The following is a 17,518-nucleotide window of genomic DNA, read 5'->3' as shown; positions in this document are numbered from 1 at the left end:
TCAATACCACCGGGGCGGCGGTCAGCGGGGGCGCGTCATCCGGTGACCGTCTCGGCCGCCGTCCCCGCGCCGAGCGCGATCAGCACCCCGCCCGTGGCGCGCTCCAGAGTGCGGTGCACCCGGGGGCGCCGCAGTTGGCTCAGCAGCCGGCCCGCGCAGACCACGACCAGCAGCAGCCAGCCCGCGGCGATCAGCGCGTCGACGGCGCCCAGCAGCAGCGTGGCACCGAGCACCGAGTGCCCCTCGGGCAGGAACTGCGGCACCACGGCGACGAAGAAGATCCCGACCTTGGGGTTGAGCAGACAGCTGAGCAGCCCCTGCCGGAAGGCGCGTACGGGCGCGAGGGGTGCCTCGGCGCGGCCGTCCGGCTCCGGGGCGGCAACGAAATCCGGGCTGCCCGGGCCGGGCGCGGCGGGTGCCGCGGCCGACCGCCGGTGCGTCCAGAGCGCCTGCGCGCCGAGCACCACCAGGTAGGCGGCGCCCGCCAGCCGTACGACGGTGAACGCCGCGTCCCAGCGCTGGAGTGCCGCCGCCAGCCCGACCGCGGCGGCCACCGCCCAGGCGAGCGAGCCGACGGCGGCACCGACGGCCGTGGCGGCACCCGTGCGCCGGCCGCCGCGCACACAGTTGCGCAGCACCAGCAGGGTGTCCGGGCCGGGTGCCATCGTCACCAGTAGGGCGAACAGTGCGAAGCCCGCTACCGCAGCTGTCACGGCGTTCTCCTGTCGTGCGTGCGCCCCGTGGATCGCACGGATCACCCACGGAGCGTCGTTGGTACATGGTCATCCCCGTGTCCGGGGGGGGGACGGCCCGGGGCCGGGCCCGCCGGTTCACGGGCCCGCACGCGCCGTCGGCCGGCCTTGGCGTGCGATGCGGGGACCCTACCGGCCGGCCCGGCGGCTCGGAGCGAAGGAGCCGGACCGGGCTACACCGGCTGGATCGGGCTAGACCGGCTGAATCGGCTGGGCCAGCTCGTCGTAGACGCTCAGGACCTGGGTGACGGTGTCGTTCTCGCTGGGCCAGCCGGCCGCCTGGGCCCGGCCCGCCTCGGCGAGCACCGTCCGCCGTACGGGGTCGGCGAGCAGCGCGAGCACGCTGCGGGCCAGGGCGGCGGCATCCCCGTAGGGGACCAGTTCCGCGGCCCGACCGACCAGTTCGCGGGTGCCGCCGGTGTCGGTGGCGACCAGCGGCACCCCGGCGCGCAGCGCCTCCTGGGCGATCAGTGAGCGCGCCTCCCATCTGCTGGGCAGCACCACCAGGTCCGCCGCGGCGAGGAGTTCGGGCACGTCGTCGCGGCGGCCGAGCAGCTGGACGGGCAACCGCTCGTGGTCGATCCGGCGCTGGAGTGCGGCCCGCTGCTCGCCCTCCCCCGCGATGGCGACCAGCGGCTGCGGATCGAGCGCGCACCAGGCGTGTGCCGCGTCCAGCAGCAGGTCATGGCCCTGGCTCGGGTCCAGCCGGCCGACCGCGAGCAGCAGCGGACGGTCCACCGCGCCCAGCTCGGCCCGCTCCTTGTCGCGCGTCCGGTCCTGGTCCTCGGGCTCGCCCGGGGCACCACCGGACCGGGGGCCCGGAATGGCGACCGGTGCCAGCCGGGCATCGCGCGCACCCCGCTCGCGTGCCCGGTCCACCAGGTCGGAACAGGCCCCCAGGACAACGGCGGCGGCCCGCGCCACCCGCCGCTCCATCAGATGCACCAGTCCGGCCCGCGCGCCCTCGGTGTGTGCCTTGGTGTGCCAGGTGATGACCAGCGGGACCCGTCCGCCGCCCCGGGGGCCGCGCAACCCGCGCAGCGCCATCGAGGCGCGCATCCCGGCCCGCAGGCCGTGCGCGTGGACGAGGTCGGCATCCCAGCAGGCGCTGCGCAACGAGGCCACACTCGCCGGGTCCATCCGCGGCGGGACATGCACGAAGCGGGCGCCGGTGCCCGCGAAGTCGTAGGCCTCCTCGGCCTCCGGCGTGGCGCAGACCGTCACCCGCACCCCGCGGGCGACCAGCCCCTCGGCCAGCGAGCGGACGTGCGCGGCGCTGCCGGCGCTGCCGTGCCCCAGCACCTGGACCGTGCGCAGCGGCGACAGCCCGTGCGCCGAGGTCGGGGTGCTGATCACGTGATCGGGGCTCCTGGGTCGGGACGGAACGGACCGTGGGGGCGGGCCGGTCCGGTTGCTGTGGGGTGCTACGGCGTGCGAGCCGCGTCCTCCCGCCTGCCCGGAGGACGGGCCGGCGGCGGCGAGTCCGCCCGGGTTCGCGCACCGCGCCCAGGATGCCAGTCCGGCGACGTCAGTTCGGCACCGTCGCCCCGCCGTTCCGGTGGGAAGTCTCACTCCAGCGCCCACCAGATCACCCACATGGGCGACAAACCGCCCGCGCGTGTGGACGGTTCGTGGGGTGCGTCCCCTCTCCGGAGTGCGCCTGCCGCCACCCTGAGAGGCGCGTGCGCCGGGCAGAGACGGCTGCCCCCACGCAACGCGCGTCTAGCCCTTTGCCCCGGCCGTCACCGGCCGGTCGTCGCGCAGTTCCCCGAAGAGCTTCGCCGCCCGCTTCGCGTCCCACTGCACGGCGCTGCCCTTGGGGGTCTGGAAGCCGAGGCTGGAGACGGGGACATGGAGGCGGGCGCCGTCGCCGGCCGAGACGCTCTTCATCGCTTCGAAGAGCGACGTGAGGTTCCACAGGCTCATGTGCTTGTCGACGATGAGCGTGTCGAGGCCCGCGTTCATCGTGGGGTAGACCTTGGACGGGTTGAGCAGGATGCCGGGTGTGACCGTCTTGTGGGAGAGCGCGGCCAGGAACTTCTGCTGGTTCGCGCTGCGCCCGAGGTCACCCTGGGCCTCTTGGTGGCGCTGGCGGACGAATGCGAGCGCGGCGTGGCCGTCGAGCGTATGGCAGCCCTTGGTGAGGTTTTCGCCGGACTTCTGGTCCTTGACGGCCTTGTTCAGGCACATCGGCACCCCGCCGACCGCGTCCACGATGCCGACGAAGCCCGCGAACCCGATCTCCGTGTAATGCCCGATGCGCAGGCCCGTGTTGTGCTCGATGGTCCGGACGAGCAGCTCGGGACCGCCGCGCGAGAACGCCGCGTTGAGCTTGTCCTTCGACGCGGCGTAGTGCTTGCCGGTTTCGGGACGGATGTACGGCGGGATGGTCACCCAGGAGTCACGCGGCAGGCTCATCATCGTGGTGCCGTGGGCGCCGGTGTGCAGCAGGATCATCGAGTCGGTGCGGCGGCCCGCGTCCGCCGAGCCGCCGGTGTGCAGGTCCTTCAGCTGCTTTCCGGACAGGCCCTGGCGGCTGTCGGAGCCCACGATCAGATAGTTGGCGCCCTTGCCCGGTACCGGCCGGCCGGCGAGCTTGCCGAGGTCGACGTCGCGCTCCAGCTTGGTGTCGGCCCAGGTGTAGGTGCCGACGGAGGTGAGCAGGGACACGATGACCAGGAGGCCCGCGAGCCGCAGAATCCGGCGGCGGCGGGTGGGGCGGGTGGCGGGGCGCCGGGTGGGGCGCCTGCGCATGGGCCCGCCGGGGTCTCCGTAGGAGCCGATGCCGCCGTTCAGGCCGGGGCCGCCGTGCGCGCCGTCCCCGCCACCCGGGAATGCCGGGCCGGCCGGAGGGGCGTCGGCCCGGGCCGGGGCGCTCGGTGCGGAGGAGAGGGCCGGGTCGTAGGGGACGGCCCGGTCATACCTGCCCTGCGCGCCGTACGGGACATCCGAGCCGTACGACTCCTGCGCGCCGTACGCGCCATACGTGCCCTGCGCGCCATATGCGCCGTACGGATCGTCGCCGGGCTCTCCGAGCAGCGGTCTGGCGGGTACCGGTTGTGGCGGGTAGGGGGCGTGCTTCCCCGTCTGCCCCGTGACGGCGTGCGCCGGCTCCGCTTCGCCGCCGTAACGGTTGATGTCGGGGTCCCCGTTCAACCAGTCATTCATGGGCGGACAGTCTGCATGCCCACGAGCCCTTCACCAAATGGCCTGTAATTCCGCACCAAAGGAAGCGCTTTCGGCGGGAGGAAAGCGGATTTTTCGTGTGGTCGGGCGATGGATACGGGCGGGTTCGTCATGCGAAAGCCGGGGTGCACGGGGGTCAGAGGGGCGCGCGACGGCGCCCGCCCGGAGGCGGGGTGGGCCCCGTGTGACGGAGCCCACCCCCAGCCGGCTCGCTCACCGCGACGACAGGCTCTCGTACGCCACCGGCTGCCCGATCTGTTGCGCAGCGGTCCCCGAGCGGTGCATCCGGTGCCACTTCAGGCGGGTGCCGAGCAGGAAGGCCACCACGGACTGGATGACGACGAGATACATCAACTGCCGGTAGACCAGCAGCTGGAACGGCATCGCCCACAGCACGCGCATCTTCTCGCCGTCCAGCCTCAGCGCGTATCCGGCGCAGACCAGTTGCACGACCAGGAAGCCGCACCAGACGCCGGCCGACTGCCAGGGGCCGAGGAACATCAGCCCGTACAGCGCGAAGATGTCGACGATCGGCGCGAACAGCGGCAGGGCGACCTGGAACAGGGCGAGATAGCTCAGCCCGCGGCGGCCGAAGCGCCCGGCCGGGCCCATTTCGACGACGGCCCCACGGTGCTTCCACATGGCCTGGATCGTGCCGTAGCACCAGCGGTAGCGCTGCCGCCACAGCTGGCGCAGCGAGGTGGGCACCTCGGTCCAGGCGACGGCGGACTCCTCGTAGACCACCCGCCAGCCCGCCCGCCACAGGGCCATCGTCAGGTCGGTGTCCTCGGCAAGCGTGTCCTCGCTGACCCCGCCGATGCCCAGCAGCGCATCCCGGCGGAAGGCGCCGATGGCACCGGGGACGGTCGGCATGCACTCCAGCACCTCGAACATCCGGCGGTCGAGGTTGAACCCGAAGACGTACTCCAGATGCTGCCATCTGCCCAGCAGACGGCGCCGGTTGCCGACCTTGGTGTTGCCGCTGACCGCGCCGACGGCCGGGTGGGCAAGCGGCTGGATGAGGCGCTGGATGGCGTCCCGCTCGAAGACGGTGTCGGCGTCGACCATGACCACGATGTCGTACCGGGCGTGCGCCAGACCGGTGTTGAGCGCGGCCGCCTTGCCGGCGTTGGGCTGCCGGATCACCCTCACCCGGGGATCGTCGATCCAGGTGGCGAGGTCCGCCGTCCGGTCCGTCGACCCGTCGTCGATCACGATGACCTGCAACTGCCGGTGGGTCGAGGCGAGCAGCGAACGGACGGTGGACTCGATGCCCGCCTCTTCGTTGTAGGCGGGGACGAGGATCGTCACCGGGTCGGTGACCTCGCGCAGCCAGGGCGATCCGGGACGGAATCGGGTCAGCCGCCGGACGTGGGCACGGGCGAGGAACACCAGCATCGCCAGCCGCAACAGCCCCAGCCCGCCGGCGATGGCGAGCACCCAGGCCATCCCGCTGACGAAGGCGTGCCCCAGGGCCTTGGCCCAGATCAGGGCGGTACCCGTCCAGCGCTCCACAGCGGAGACCCGCTCGTCGGGCGAGGGCTGCCGGACGCCCTCCGACACGGTGGTGAACTTCGCGACCCTCGGGTTGTCGAGCAGCTCCTTGGTACCCAGGTACGCGAGATCGTTCTGGCTGAACTGCCGGATCACGCCCTGCGACGGCTTGCGGTACCACCTGTCGGCGGCGACCAGGGTGTACCCCTGCGCGCCGGCCTTCTCGGCGGCCTTCCATTCGGCGCCGCACAGGGTGTCCACCGCGGTGGTCTGCGGCAGCCGCAGCAGCTTGGTGTGGATGCCCGCGCTGCCCGCCAGTGCCTTCTGGGTCAGCGACAGCTCCAGCGAGGCGCGTACCGGCGAGGACTCGCCCATGGCGGCGCCGGTGTAGGTGTTCGAGCCGATCTCATGGCCCTCGGCCCGGATCCGCCGCACCAGGTCCGGGTGTTGGGCCGCCTGGGCGCCACGGAGGAAGAACGTGGCGTGGGCGTGGTGCGCGCGCAGCAGGTCGAGCAGCCGGGGTGTCCATACGGGGTCGGGTCCGCCGTCGTAGGTGAGCGCCACCGTACGGGCCGGCACCGCGGACGAGGCCACCTTGCCGTCGTGGAACCGCAGCACCGGGCCGCCCTTGTCGACGGACCCGGGCACGGGGCTGGTGCAGTCCTTGCGCGTCTTCGCGGCGTCGACCTCATGCGTGGTCCAGCCCTCGAAGAGCAGGGCGCCGAACATCACCGGGAGGACCATGCACAGCAGCAGCCAGTGGCCGCGCGGGTCGCGGGACTGCCGGTGCCGGGCACGGTTCGCGCGGCGCCTCACATCGCCCCCGGGACGCCGGAGGCAGGCGTCGCTGTAGCCCCTCTTCTGACAACAAATGTCTGGTGCGGGGCATTTACCCCGATAGCGAGCAGATTCCGCAGAATCCTCGCGCGCCAGATGGAAGCATCGGCGCATGGTCGGTCATCGGATATTTTGTGGCGTTTTGTATACCGTCTGGCCTCACACATGGTGGGCGAGTGTACTCACGACCCGGTCGGGGTAAGCGCCGCCGACCATCAGCGCCCCGGCCGTGCGCAGGGGTTTTGTCACGCCGGCGCAAGCGGCGGCGCAGAGAGGGGAGCGGGTGGTCGATGTCGCAGCGGGCGGGCCGTGATCAACGCCATCCGGCAGAGCCGGTCACCGGCCGTCGCCGGGCTGCGGTCCGGGGGTGCGCGTGCCCCTCCCGGTGGTGCGGCAAGTGTTCCCGCCGGCCGCCGACGGCTCCGGCCGGGAAGAGACACTGATCACATCCCGGGGCCGAGGGGAGCAACGGCTGGGTCCGCGCCCGTGCGCGCCGGCCAACGGCCCCCGGAGCGACGCCCGGACGCTCCGGACGAAGGGGCCTGGGTGCACCGCACCGGAGCGTTGTTCACACAGCTGATCGGTGGATCAGGCCTGATTCCCCGTACGCGCCGTCTCCAGCAGTTCCTCGGCGTGCGCGCGGGCCGTCTCGGAGTCCTCCTGGCCGGCCAGCATCCGGGAGAGTTCGCGGACCCGTTCCTCGCCCTCCAGGACGGTGACGCCGCTCCTGGTGACCGAGCCGTCGTTCGTCTTGGCCACCAGCAGCTGGCGGTCCGCGAACGCCGCGACCTGCGGGAGGTGCGTGACCACCACGACCTGCGCCGACTTCGCGAGCCGGGCCAGCCGCCTGCCGACCTCGACCGCCGCCTTGCCGCCGACCCCCGCGTCGACCTCGTCGAACAGATAGGTCGGTACGGGGTCGGAACCGGCGAAGACCACCTCGACGGCGAGCATCACCCGGGAGAGCTCACCGCCGGAGGCCCCCTTGGCGATCGGCCGGGGCGGCGCGCCCGGGTGCGGTGCCAGCAGGAGTTCGACCTCGTCGGCACCGGCCGGTCCGTAGGCCACGGTGCGGCCGCCGACCTCGACGCCGTCGGCGTCGTCCCCGGTCACCTCGGTCTGGCGGATCTCGACGGTCACCCGGGCGTGCGGCATGGCGAGTTCGGCGAGTTCCGCGGTGACCGCGTCGGCAAAGCGCGCGGCCGAGGCGGTGCGGGCGTCGGTCAATGTCTGGGCAAGCTCGCCCAGTTCGGTGCGCAGCGCGTCCCGCTCGGCGGTCAGCTCACCGATCCGGTCGTCGTCGCCGTCCAGTTCCGCGCACCGGGCGGCGCTCTCCTGGGACCAGGCGAGCACCGCGGTGATGTCCTGGCCGTACTTGCGGGTCAGGTGGTTGAGGGCGGCGCGGCGCTCCTCGACGGCGGCCAGCCGCAGCGGGTCGGCGTCCAGGCCGTCCGCGTAACTGGCCAGTTCACCGGCCACGTCCGCCATCAGGATGCCGATCTCGCCGAGCCGCTCGGCGAGCGTGGCGAGCTCCTGGTCGTGGCTGCGGACGGCCTCCAGGGCGCGGTGGGCGCCGGCGACCAGGGTGGTGGCGTCGATGCCCTCGGGGTCCTCGGGGTTGCCGGCCAGTGCGGCGTGCGCGGCGGTCGCGGCGGAGGCCAGTGCCTCGGCGTGGCCGAGCCGCTCGGCCTCGGCGGCGAGTTCGGTGTCCTCACCGGGCTGGGGTTCGGCCGCCGCGATCTCGTCGAGGCCGAAGCGCAGCAGATCGGCTTCCTGGGAACGCTCCCGGGCCCGCGTCGTCAGCTCGTCCAGCTCGGTGGCGACGGCACGCAGCCGGCGGTGCGCCGCGGTGTACTTCGCGAGCGGGACGGCGACCGCGTCCCCGGCGTAGCGGTCCAGGGCCTGGCGCTGCCGGGCCGGCCGCAGCAGGCCCTGCTGGTCGGTCTGGCCGTGCACGGCGACCAGGTCGTCGGCGAGCTCCGCCAGCAGGCCGACCGGTACCGAGCGGCCGCCGACATGGGCGCGCGAGCGGCCCTCCGCGGAGAGGGTGCGGCTGATCAGCAGCGCCCCGTCGTCCAGCTCCGCGCCGGCCTCCTCGGCACGTATCGCGGCCGGGGCGCGGGAGGCGACGCTGATCCTGCCCTCCACGACGGCCGACTTGGCGCCGATCCGCACCAGGGCGGGGTCGGCGCGCCCGCCGAGCAGCAGGCCGAGGCTGGTGACGACCATGGTCTTGCCGGCGCCCGTCTCGCCGGTCACCGCCGTGAAGCCAGGGGACAGCTCGACAACGGCGTCATCAATGACACCCAGGGACCGGATCCGCATCTCCTCCAACACGGATACGACCTTACGAGGTCCCGGGGCCGCCCCGCGACGGCCTCCCCTCACTCCGGCCCCCGGCCCTGCGGAAAACCCCACCCCACCACGGGTGGATGCCGCATGGTGCGGGCCCGGTCCCGGCCGTCACGCTGATCACCGTCCACACCGGACGAGGTGCTCATGTCCGGCGGATCGGTGCATACGGCGGTGTGCGGCCCCCGGCTCGCGCCGCCACCGGCCCTGGCCACGAGCACTGCCGTGCACCGCCTGACCCGGCCCGGCCCCGCCACTCAGACACCCCCACACGAGGGATTTCCCATGAACGACCCCGGCACCCGTTCCCGGCGCCCCCACCGCCCCCGCGGCACGGCGGCGTTACTGCTCACCGCCCTGACCGCCACCACCGCCCTGGCCGCCACCACGGCCTGCGCCGGCCCGGCCCGCTCGGAGCGCTCCGCAGCGCCGGTCCGGGCGGCCTCGGCGGACCCGGCGGCGGTCCGGCCGGCCCGCACCCCGGCCGGCTCCCTGCGAGGCGTCTGGCGGATGGACGGCTACGGCACCCTCGTCACCCTCGACGGCCACGGCCTGCGGACGTACGAGACCACCGGCATCAGCTGTCTGCCCGGCTCCGTCACGGGCACCCGCACCGGCCCTCCCGGCGCGCACGGCAGCCTGCGCTTCACGGTCCCGGGCTCGGCCCCGGTCACCGTGGCGCCGGCCGGCGCCGGCCGCGCCCGGCTGACCATCGAGGACGACGCCGGCCGGCGCACCCTGCACCGCGTCGGCGCTCTGCCCGCCCGCTGCACCCGGCCCACGCCGCACGACCCCCGGACGGTCTTCGACATCTTCTGGCGGACCTATGCCGAGAACTACCCCTTCTTCCGTGCGAAGAGGACCGACTGGGCGGCGGTCCGCGACCGGTTCCGTCCGCAGATCACGGCGAGGACCACCGGGGACGAACTCTTCGCGGTGTTCCGCAAGATGATCGAGCCGCTGCACGACGCCCACACCCGCGTCGTCGTCAGCAAGGACAAGTGGTTCGCGGGCAGGCGTCCCGGCACGGTCCTGCCCACGCGCGATTCCATGGCCCGCATCGACCAGGCGATCGCCGCGAACCTGGGCCCCGGCGTCACCCGCCGCCAGTGGGCCGGTGGCCGGCTCGGCTACGCGGATCTGCCCGGCCGCATCGGCTACTTCCGTGTCACCTCGTTCGCGCAGTACACGAGGAAGGGCGACTACGCCGGTGACGTCGCCGCGCTCGACCGCGCCCTGGACGCCGTGTTCACCCCCGCCCGTACGCGGGGCCCGGCCGCCCTGCGCGGCCTGATCATCGACGTCCGGCTCAACGGCGGCGGCGCGGACCCGCTCGGTCTGCGGATCGCCTCCCGGCTCACCGGCCGCCCGTATCTCGCGTACCGCAAGCGGGCACGGAACGACCCCCGCGACCCGGCCCGGTTCACCACGCCGCAGCCGATCCGGATCGGCCCGCACCGGGGCCCGGTCCACACGGGGCCGGTCGCCGTGCTCACCGGCCGCCTCACCGTCAGCGCGGGCGAGACCTTCACCCAGGCCCTGATGGGCCGCTCCCCCGCCCCACTCCGCATCGGCGAGAACACCCAGGGCGTGTTCTCCGACGTCCTGGGCCGCACCCTCCCGAACGGCTGGACCTTCGGCCTGCCCAACGAGGAGTTCCTGACCGCCGACGGCCGCACCTTCGACGGCCCCGGCATTCCGCCCGCCGTCCGCACCCCGGTCTTCACCGACGCCGAGCTCTCCGCCCGGCGCGACTCCGCCCTCACCCGCGCCAGGGCCCTCCTCGCGCACGGGGCAGCGAGGGAGACCGCCGGGCAGCCCTGACCCGCCGGACAGGCCGGAGCCCGTCCGGCGGGTGAGTCCCTACTGCGGGGCGCCGCGCCAGCCCGCCACCGGAAGCGCGAACTTGGCGACCAGGCGGTCGGTGAAGGAGGCGTGGTGCAGCCGGGCCAGGCGTACGGGGACGGCGCCGCGGCGGACCTCGACGCGGGCGCCGGCGGGGAGTTCGACGCTGCGGCGGCCGTCGCACCACAGGACGCCGTGCGGGGTCTTCGGCTGGACCTCGACGGCGAGCACCGAACGCGGCGAGGTCACCAGCGGCTTGGCGAACAGCGCGTGGGCGCTGATCGGGACCATCAGCAGGGCCTCGACCTCGGGCCAGACCACCGGACCGCCGGCCGAGAAGGCGTAGGCGGTGGAGCCGGTCGGGGTCGCACAGACCACCCCGTCGCCGCCGAAGCGTGAGACGGGCCGGCCATCGACCTCGGTCACCACCTCCAGCATCCGCTCCCGGGCGGCCTTCTCCACCGACGCCTCGTTCAGGGCCCAGTCGGTGTGCACCACATTGCCGTTGTTGCGGACGAGCACATCGAGCGTCATCCGTTCCTCGACCTCGTAGGCGCGGGTGACGACCCGGTCGACGACCTTGTCGAGATCGTCCCGTTCGGCCTCCGCGAGGAAGCCCACCCGGCCGAGGTTGACGCCGAGCATCGGGACCCCGGACGTCCGGGCGAAGTCGGCGCCGCGCAGCAGCGTGCCGTCCCCGCCCAGGACCACCAGCAGCTCGCAGCCCTCGGCCGCGCACTGCTCGGATTCGACGCGCTCGACCGACGGCGGCAGCGGCAGGTCCGCCGCTTCCTCCGCCAGGACCCGCACCCCGATGCCGCAGCGCAACAGGCCCTGGACGACGAGTTCGGCGCTGCGGATGGCCGCCGGGCGGCCCGTGTGCGCGAGCAGGAACACCGTCCGCCCGGCGCCGCTGTTCTCGTGTGCTGCGCTGCCTTCAACTGCCTGGGTAGTGGTCAACGAGGCCCCTCCGCCACTGCACGGTCGACGTCCGCCGGGTCGAGTGCAGGCGCCCCGGCGCGCAGCCACAGAAAGTACTCGACATTCCCCGAAGGACCCGGCAGCGGGCTCGCAGTTACGCCAAGTACGCCAAATCCGAGTGCGGCCGCCCGCTCGGCGACGGCACACACCGCCTCGGCCCGCAGCTGCGCACTGCGCACCACCCCGCCGCTGCCCAGCCGCTCCTTGCCGACCTCGAACTGCGGCTTGACCATCAGCACCAGGTCCGCGTCGGGCGCCGCGCAGGCGGCCAGCGCGGGCAGGACGAGTCCCAGCGGGATGAACGAGAGGTCGCCGACGACGAGGTCGACGGGCTGCGCGTCGATCTGGTCGAGGGTCAGTTCCCGTACGTTGGTGCGGTCCTTCACGGTGACCCGCTCATCGCTCTGCAGCGACCAGGCGAGCTGTCCGTACCCGACGTCGACGGCGACGACATGACCGGCGCCGGCCCTCAGCAGGACATCGGTGAAGCCACCGGTCGAGGCGCCGGCGTCGAGCGCCCGGCGGCCCTCGATCTTCAGGCCGAGCGGAACGAACGCGGCGAGGGCTCCGGCGAGCTTGTGCCCGCCGCGCGAGACATAGTCCGGATCGCTCTCGTCCGCGCGGACGACCACGGCCGCGCTGGTCTCGACCTGGGTGGCCGGTTTCGTCGCGGTCGCACCGCCCACGGTCACCCGGCCCGCGGCGATCAGCTGGCTGGCGTGCTCGCGCGAACGGGCCAGCTTGCGGCGCACCAGCTCCGCGTCGAGTCGGCGTCGTGCCACTCCTGCCACCTGTGGTTCAGCTCCTGTTGTCGTGCGTCGGAAAAGTCGAGAAGGCCGCGAAGGCCGCGAAGGCCGCGGAAGCCGAGGAAGCCGCGGGCGGTGCGGGCGGCCCGGGGTGCTGGTCGAGGGCGGCCAGCACGTCGCGCAGCCCACGGTGCACATCCTCGTACACCTGCAGATGTCCCTCGGCAGGGAGGTGGTCGGCATCGGCCAGCCGCCGCAGCCGGGCGTCGACCGCGGCCTGGCCGGTGGGGGTCACGCCCACCCCGAGGGGCTGCGGTCCGGCGGGCCCGTCAGGCTCGGCGGCCGGGCCCGCCCCGGCGGCCCGCGTCTCTTCCCCCGCTTCGCGGTCCCGGGGCTCCACGGGCTCCACGGACTCCTCCGGTTCCCCGGTCCCGGCGGGTGCGGGTGCCTCCGGCTCCGGCTCCGGGCCGGACATCGGCTGTTCCATGCCCCCGACGCTACCCCGGCGAGGGGCATCGAGGACGAACGAGCCGTCCCCGACCTGGCGTATCGTCGCTTCCGATGGCAACCCTCGACCAGTGCCGCGCCGCTCTCGACCGGCTGGCCCAGAACATGTCCTCGGCCGACGGCAGGGTCCGCGGCGCCACCGCGGTCCACCGTTCCCTCAGCTGCCGCATCACCGACCTCGATGTGACTTTCGTCGGGCGGCTGGCCGACGGCACCATCCAGGACGTGACCCACGTCCCCGGCCCGCCCCCGCACAAGGCCGACATCCGTCTGACCATGACCGGCGACGATCTGGTGGCCCTGGTGGACGGGAAGCTGAACTTCGCCAGGGCGTGGAGCAGCGGCCGCGTCAAGCTGGAAGCCGGCCTGCGCGACCTGCTGCGGCTCAGGACGCTGCTGTAGCCGCCGCCCCGCCCGGTGCCGGTTGCGCCACGGCCCGGCCGCCGCGGTGCCGGGACCGGCGGGCGGCGGGGACGACCAGCGGGGTGCCGGTCTCCGGGTCCTCGATGATCTGGCAGCCGAGCCCGAAGACCCGCTCCACCAGCTCCGCCGTGACGATGTCGCCCGGCGCGCCCTCCGCGACGACGGCGCCGTCCTTCATGGCGATGAGATGGGTCGCGTACCGGGCCGCGTGGTTGAGGTCGTGCAGTACCGCGACCAGGGTGCGTCCCTGCTCCTCGTGGAGTTCCGCGCACAGGTCCAGCACCTCGATCTGATGCTGGATGTCCAGATAGGTCGTCGGCTCGTCCAGCAGGAACAGCGGTGTCTGCTGGGCGAGCGCCATCGCGATCCACACCCGTTGGCGCTGCCCGCCGGACAGCTCGTCGACACAGCGCTCGGCCAGAGTCTCCACACCGGTGGCCGCCATCGACTCCCGGACGATCCGCTCGTCCTGCGCCGACCACTGCCGCAGCAGGCCCTGGTGCGGGTAGCGGCCGCGCGCGACCAGGTCGGCCACGGTGATCCCGTCGGGGGCGAGGGAGGACTGCGGGAGCAGTCCGAGCGTCCTGGCGACCTTCTTGGCCGGCTGCGAGGAGATCGCCGAGCCGTCCAGCAGCACCGAGCCGGCGGCCGGCTTGAGCATCCGCGACAGTGCGCGCAGCAGCGTGGACTTGCCGCAGGCGTTCGGGCCGACGATGACCGTGAAGGAGCGGTCGGGGATGGCGACCGAGAGGTTCTCGGCGATGACCCGCTGGTCGTAGGCGAGGGTGACCTGCTCGGCCGTGAGGCGGCTCACGTCTGCACTCCTGGGGGTTGTCGTGTCACTGCTGTGCTCCGGTACGGACCGCACCGTCGTCCGGGCCGTCCGGCGGCGGGGTCCGGCCGCTGCGCCGCTCATATCCGTCCCGCCCTGCGCTCCGTGGCCAGCAGCCACAGCAGGTAGCCGCCGCCGAGGATGCCGGTGAGCACCCCCACCGGCAGCTGGTCCGCGCCGAAGAGCCGCTGTGAGGACCAGTCGGCGGCGACCAGCAGCACGGCTCCCATCAGGGCGGAGGGCAGCAGGTTGGGGCCGGGCGCCCTGGTGAGCCGGCGGGCCAGCTGGGGTGCGCTGAGCGCCACGAAGGAGATCGGCCCGGCCGCGGCGGTGGCCGCGGCGACCAGCACGACCGCCGCGATCAGCACGACGACGCGGACCCGGCCGACCCGTACGCCCAGCGCGCAGGCCGCGTCATCGCCCATCTCCAGCATGCGCAGCCCGCGCCCGTGGCCCAGCAGCAGCGGCACGAGGACGGCGCAGACGGCGGCCAGCGGCCAGACCTGGCCCCAGTCACGGCCGTTGAGGGACCCGGTCATCCAGGTGGTGGCCCGGGTCGCCTCGACGATGTTCGCCTTGGTCAGGAGGTAGAGCACCACCGCGTAGAGCATCGCGCCGGCTCCGATGCCGACCAGCACGAAGCGGTAGCCGTGGATGCCGCGCTGCCAGGCGAGCAGGAAGATGGCGAGACCGGTGACCAGGCCGCCGACGACCGCTCCGGCGGCGACCGCGAAACTGCCGCCCTGGAAGAAGACGATGACGACCAGAGCGCCGACGGACGAGCCCTGGGCGAAGCCGAGGACGTCCGGACTGCCCAGCGGATTGCGGGAGACGGACTGGAAGACCGCCCCGGACATCCCGAACGCGGCGCCGACCAGCAGCCCCACCAGCACCCGCGGCAGCCGCAGGTCCTGCACGATGAACCGCTGGCCGGCGTCGCCGCCGCCGCTCAGGGTGGCGATCACCTCGGCCGGGGTCATCGGGTAATCGCCGGAGCCGATCAGCGCGACGCCGGCGGCCAGCGCGAGGGCCAGCAGCAGCAGTCCGGTCCACAGGGCGCGCGGGGCCAGGCGCAGCGAGAGCCCGCCCGCGGTGCGCACCGTCCAGGCCCGCCGGGCCGCTCCCGTTCCGGCCTTCTTCTTCCGCGCCTGTTCGGCGTCGTGCCCGGTGTTCTGCCCGGTGTTCTGCGCGGTGTTCTGCGCGGTGTTCTGCGCGGTGTTCTGCGCGGTGTTCTGCCCGGTGGTCTGCTCGGTGGTCTGTCCGGATTTCACGGTCGCGCTCACAGCTGGGCCATCCTCCGACGCCGTACGAGAAAGATGAAGACCGGCCCGCCGACGAGAGCCGTGACGATGCCGACCTGTAGCTCGCCGGGCCGGGCCACCACCCGGCCGAGCACATCCGCACCGACCAGCAGCACCGGTGAGAGCACCGCGGAGTACGGCAGGATCCAGCGCAGATCGGGTCCGGTGAGCGCCCGTACGGCATGCGGAACCATCAGGCCCACATAGACGATCGGGCCGCAGGCGGCGGTCGCCCCGCCGCACAGCAGGGTGACGGTGAGCATCGCCAGCACCCGGGTGCGGGTCAGCCGGGTGCCCAGCGCCCGCGCCTGGTCGTCGCCGAGCGCGAGGGCGTTCAGCGGCCGGGCGAGCAGCAGCGCGAGGACGGCGCCCACCGCCAGGAACGGCGCGATCCGGGTGACCGTCGGCAGGGTGGCCGCGGCCAGCGAACCCACCGTCCAAAAGCGCATCTTGTCCAGCGCCGCGGTGTCCAGCAGGTTGACCGCGTTGATGTAGCCGACGAGGACGGCGGTCAGCGCGGTGCCGGCGAGGGCGAGCCGGACCGGCGTGGCGCTGCGGGTGCCGCCGAGGACGTACACCGCGACGGAGACCGCCGCGGCGCCGGCGAACGCCCACCACACATAGCCGGCCAGCGAGGTGACACCGAAGAAGCTGATGGCGGTGACGACCGCGGCCGAGGCGCCGGCGTTGATGCCGAGAACTCCGGGGTCCGCCAGGGGATTTCGGGTCAGCGCCTGCATGACCGTGCCGGCCAGGCCGAGGGCGGCGCCGACCAGCAGGCCGAGCAGGGTGCGGGGGAAGCGGACATCGCGGATGACCACATCGGTGTCGGAGCCGGAGTAGTGGAACACCCCGTGCCACACCTGGTCGAGGGGGATCTGTTTCGCGCCGACGGCGATGCCGAGGACGGCGACGACGGCCAGTACGGCCACGGAGGCGACCAGCCCCGCAAAGCGCAGGGCCTGCCGTCGCCGTGGTGGCACCGGGGCCGGGGCGGCCGGTGCTTCGGGGGGACTGTCAACCAACACGTTAGTTAGGTTAGCCTACCCTCACACGCTCCGTGCAGGCCCTCCCAGAGAGAAGCGCAGCCACCATGAGTTCCTCCCGAAGCACCTCTTTGTCCCGTCGCGGCATCCTGGCCGCGGGCGGCGCCGTCGGTATCGGTGCCCTGCTGGCCGCCTGTGGCGGGGGCAAGGGGCCGGGAGGCACCAACGGCGCCGGCGGGAAAGGCTCCTGGACCTTCACCGACGACCGCGGGAAGAAGGTGTCCCTGGCGGGCAGACCGCGGCGCATCGTCGCCTTCACCGGCACCGCGGCCGCGCTGCACGACTTCGGGATCGACGACCAGATCGTCGGCGTCTTCGGCCCCACCAGGCTGAAGAACGGCAAGCCCGACCCGCAGGCCGGTGACCTGGACATCCAGAAGGTCACCATCCTGGGCAACGCCTACAACCAGTTCAACGTCGAGAAATACGCGTCCCTGCGCCCCGATCTGCTGGTCACCAACATGTACGAGCCGGGCGCGCTGTGGTTCGTACCGGACGACAGCAAGGACAAGATCACCTCGCTCGCGAAGACGGTGGCCCTCACCTCGTCCCGCACTCCGCTCATCAAGATCATCGAGCGCTGTGCCGAGCTGGCGGAGTCGCTCGGCGCCGACCTCCGCGCCAAGAAGGTCACCGACGCCAAGGCCCGCTTCGAGAGGGCCTCCGAGTCGCTGCGCAAGGCCGCCAAGGCGCACCCGGTCAAGGTGCTCGCCTGCTCCGGCAGCCCGGATCTCTTCTACGCCTCCAACCCGGGCATCAACGCCGACCTCATGTACTACAAGTCCCTCGGCGTCGACCTGGTCGTCCCCGACCACCTGGACAAGCAAGGCTACTTCGAGAGCCTGAGCTGGGAGAACGCCGACAAGTACCGAGCCGATGTCCTGCTGCTGGACAACCGGACCGCCACCCTCCAGCCCAAGGACCTGGCCGCCAAGCCCTCCTGGGCCAAGCTGCCGGCCGTCAAGGCCCACCAGATCACCCCGTGGTCGAGCGAGCCGCGCTTCTCCTACGCGGGCGCCGCCCCGCTCATCGAGTCGCTCACCAAGGCGATCGAGAGCGCCAGGAAGGTCAACTGACGTACGGCTGCGGCGACTTGGCGGCCGGGTCGCGGCCACCCCGGCCGCCCACCCGGCCGGCGCACTCCGCCGCGACAGCACCGCACACCCACCGCCCCGCACCCCCACCGTCGCACCACCGCAGTCCGTCCCGGGAGGTT

General features: G+C 73.2%; 14 protein-coding genes. 3 read left to right on the top strand and 11 right to left on the bottom strand.

Going from position 1 to position 17,518, the window contains the following annotated elements:
- Nucleotides 1-35: 35 nt before the first annotated feature.
- The 5 genes from OIU81_RS28860 to recN form a co-directional block, all read right to left on the bottom strand.
- Nucleotides 36-713, bottom strand: coding sequence for a LysE family translocator (locus OIU81_RS28860; RefSeq protein ID WP_329152441.1), 678 nt, complete (start codon nucleotides 711-713; stop codon nucleotides 36-38).
- 231 nt (nucleotides 714-944) lie between these two features.
- Complete coding sequence (locus OIU81_RS28855; protein WP_329152440.1) at nucleotides 945-2,108, bottom strand: glycosyltransferase family 4 protein; 1,164 nt, start codon at nucleotides 2,106-2,108, stop codon at nucleotides 945-947.
- Nucleotides 2,109-2,474: 366 nt separating this feature from the next.
- On the bottom strand, nucleotides 2,475-3,920 hold the full coding sequence (locus OIU81_RS28850; protein ID WP_329152438.1) for an LCP family protein: 1,446 nt from the start codon (nucleotides 3,918-3,920) through the stop codon (nucleotides 2,475-2,477).
- Between the two features lie 231 nt (nucleotides 3,921-4,151).
- A complete protein-coding gene (locus tag OIU81_RS28845; RefSeq protein ID WP_329152436.1) occupies nucleotides 4,152-6,248 on the bottom strand; it encodes a bifunctional polysaccharide deacetylase/glycosyltransferase family 2 protein in 2,097 nt (698 codons plus the stop codon).
- A gap of 609 nt (nucleotides 6,249-6,857) precedes the next feature.
- Nucleotides 6,858-8,594, bottom strand: coding sequence for a DNA repair protein RecN (gene recN, locus OIU81_RS28840; protein ID WP_329155433.1), 1,737 nt, complete (start codon nucleotides 8,592-8,594; stop codon nucleotides 6,858-6,860).
- A gap of 312 nt (nucleotides 8,595-8,906) precedes the next feature.
- Here recN and OIU81_RS28835 point away from each other — a divergent pair, with 312 nt between their 5' ends.
- Nucleotides 8,907-10,445, top strand: a complete 1,539-nt coding sequence (locus OIU81_RS28835; RefSeq protein ID WP_329152435.1) for a S41 family peptidase — start codon at nucleotides 8,907-8,909, stop codon at nucleotides 10,443-10,445.
- 39 nt (nucleotides 10,446-10,484) lie between these two features.
- Here the strand turns inward: OIU81_RS28835 and OIU81_RS28830 are convergent, their stop codons facing one another.
- Genes OIU81_RS28830 through OIU81_RS28820 form a run of 3 tightly spaced genes read right to left on the bottom strand, consistent with a single transcriptional unit; the run spans nucleotide 10,485 to nucleotide 12,680 of the window.
- Nucleotides 10,485-11,426: an NAD kinase gene (locus OIU81_RS28830; RefSeq protein WP_443074058.1), complete on the bottom strand. Its 942-nt coding sequence runs from the start codon at nucleotides 11,424-11,426 to the stop codon at nucleotides 10,485-10,487.
- The gene (locus tag OIU81_RS28825) at nucleotides 11,423-12,238 is read right to left on the bottom strand and encodes a TlyA family RNA methyltransferase (protein ID WP_329152433.1); all 816 of its coding nucleotides are present in this window, start codon (nucleotides 12,236-12,238) and stop codon (nucleotides 11,423-11,425) included. Before OIU81_RS28825 ends, OIU81_RS28830 begins: the two co-directional genes overlap by 4 nt.
- A 7-nt stretch (nucleotides 12,239-12,245) precedes the next feature.
- Nucleotides 12,246-12,680, bottom strand: a complete 435-nt coding sequence (locus OIU81_RS28820) for a hypothetical protein (RefSeq protein WP_329152431.1) — start codon at nucleotides 12,678-12,680, stop codon at nucleotides 12,246-12,248.
- A 74-nt stretch (nucleotides 12,681-12,754) separates the two neighbouring features.
- Here OIU81_RS28820 and OIU81_RS28815 point away from each other — a divergent pair, with 74 nt between their 5' ends.
- Nucleotides 12,755-13,102, top strand: coding sequence for an SCP2 sterol-binding domain-containing protein (locus OIU81_RS28815; protein ID WP_329152430.1), 348 nt, complete (start codon nucleotides 12,755-12,757; stop codon nucleotides 13,100-13,102).
- Here the strand turns inward: OIU81_RS28815 and OIU81_RS28810 are convergent.
- From OIU81_RS28810 to OIU81_RS28800, 3 genes are all read right to left on the bottom strand, one after another.
- The gene (locus OIU81_RS28810) at nucleotides 13,086-13,937 is read right to left on the bottom strand and encodes an ABC transporter ATP-binding protein (protein WP_329152429.1); all 852 of its coding nucleotides are present in this window, start codon (nucleotides 13,935-13,937) and stop codon (nucleotides 13,086-13,088) included. The genes OIU81_RS28815 and OIU81_RS28810 overlap by 17 nt on opposite strands.
- A gap of 98 nt (nucleotides 13,938-14,035) precedes the next feature.
- Nucleotides 14,036-15,055, bottom strand: a complete 1,020-nt coding sequence (locus OIU81_RS28805; RefSeq protein WP_329155430.1) for a FecCD family ABC transporter permease — start codon at nucleotides 15,053-15,055, stop codon at nucleotides 14,036-14,038.
- Between the two features lie 179 nt (nucleotides 15,056-15,234).
- Nucleotides 15,235-16,284 carry a FecCD family ABC transporter permease gene (locus OIU81_RS28800; RefSeq protein ID WP_329152428.1) on the bottom strand — a complete coding sequence of 350 codons (1,050 nt, stop codon included), beginning with the start codon at nucleotides 16,282-16,284 and terminating at the stop codon, nucleotides 15,235-15,237.
- A gap of 65 nt (nucleotides 16,285-16,349) precedes the next feature.
- On the opposite strand from OIU81_RS28800, the gene OIU81_RS28795 reads away from it, so the two are divergent.
- Entirely contained in the window at nucleotides 16,350-17,378 is a 1,029-nt protein-coding gene (locus tag OIU81_RS28795) for an ABC transporter substrate-binding protein (protein ID WP_329152427.1), read from the top strand.
- Nucleotides 17,379-17,518 lie beyond the last annotated feature (140 nt).

Source organism: Streptomyces sp. NBC_01454 (genome assembly GCF_036227565.1).
Classification (GTDB): domain Bacteria; phylum Actinomycetota; class Actinomycetes; order Streptomycetales; family Streptomycetaceae; genus Streptomyces.
The sequence above is the reverse complement of the archived record's forward strand: the minus strand, read 5'-3'. Positions and strand labels throughout refer to the sequence as shown.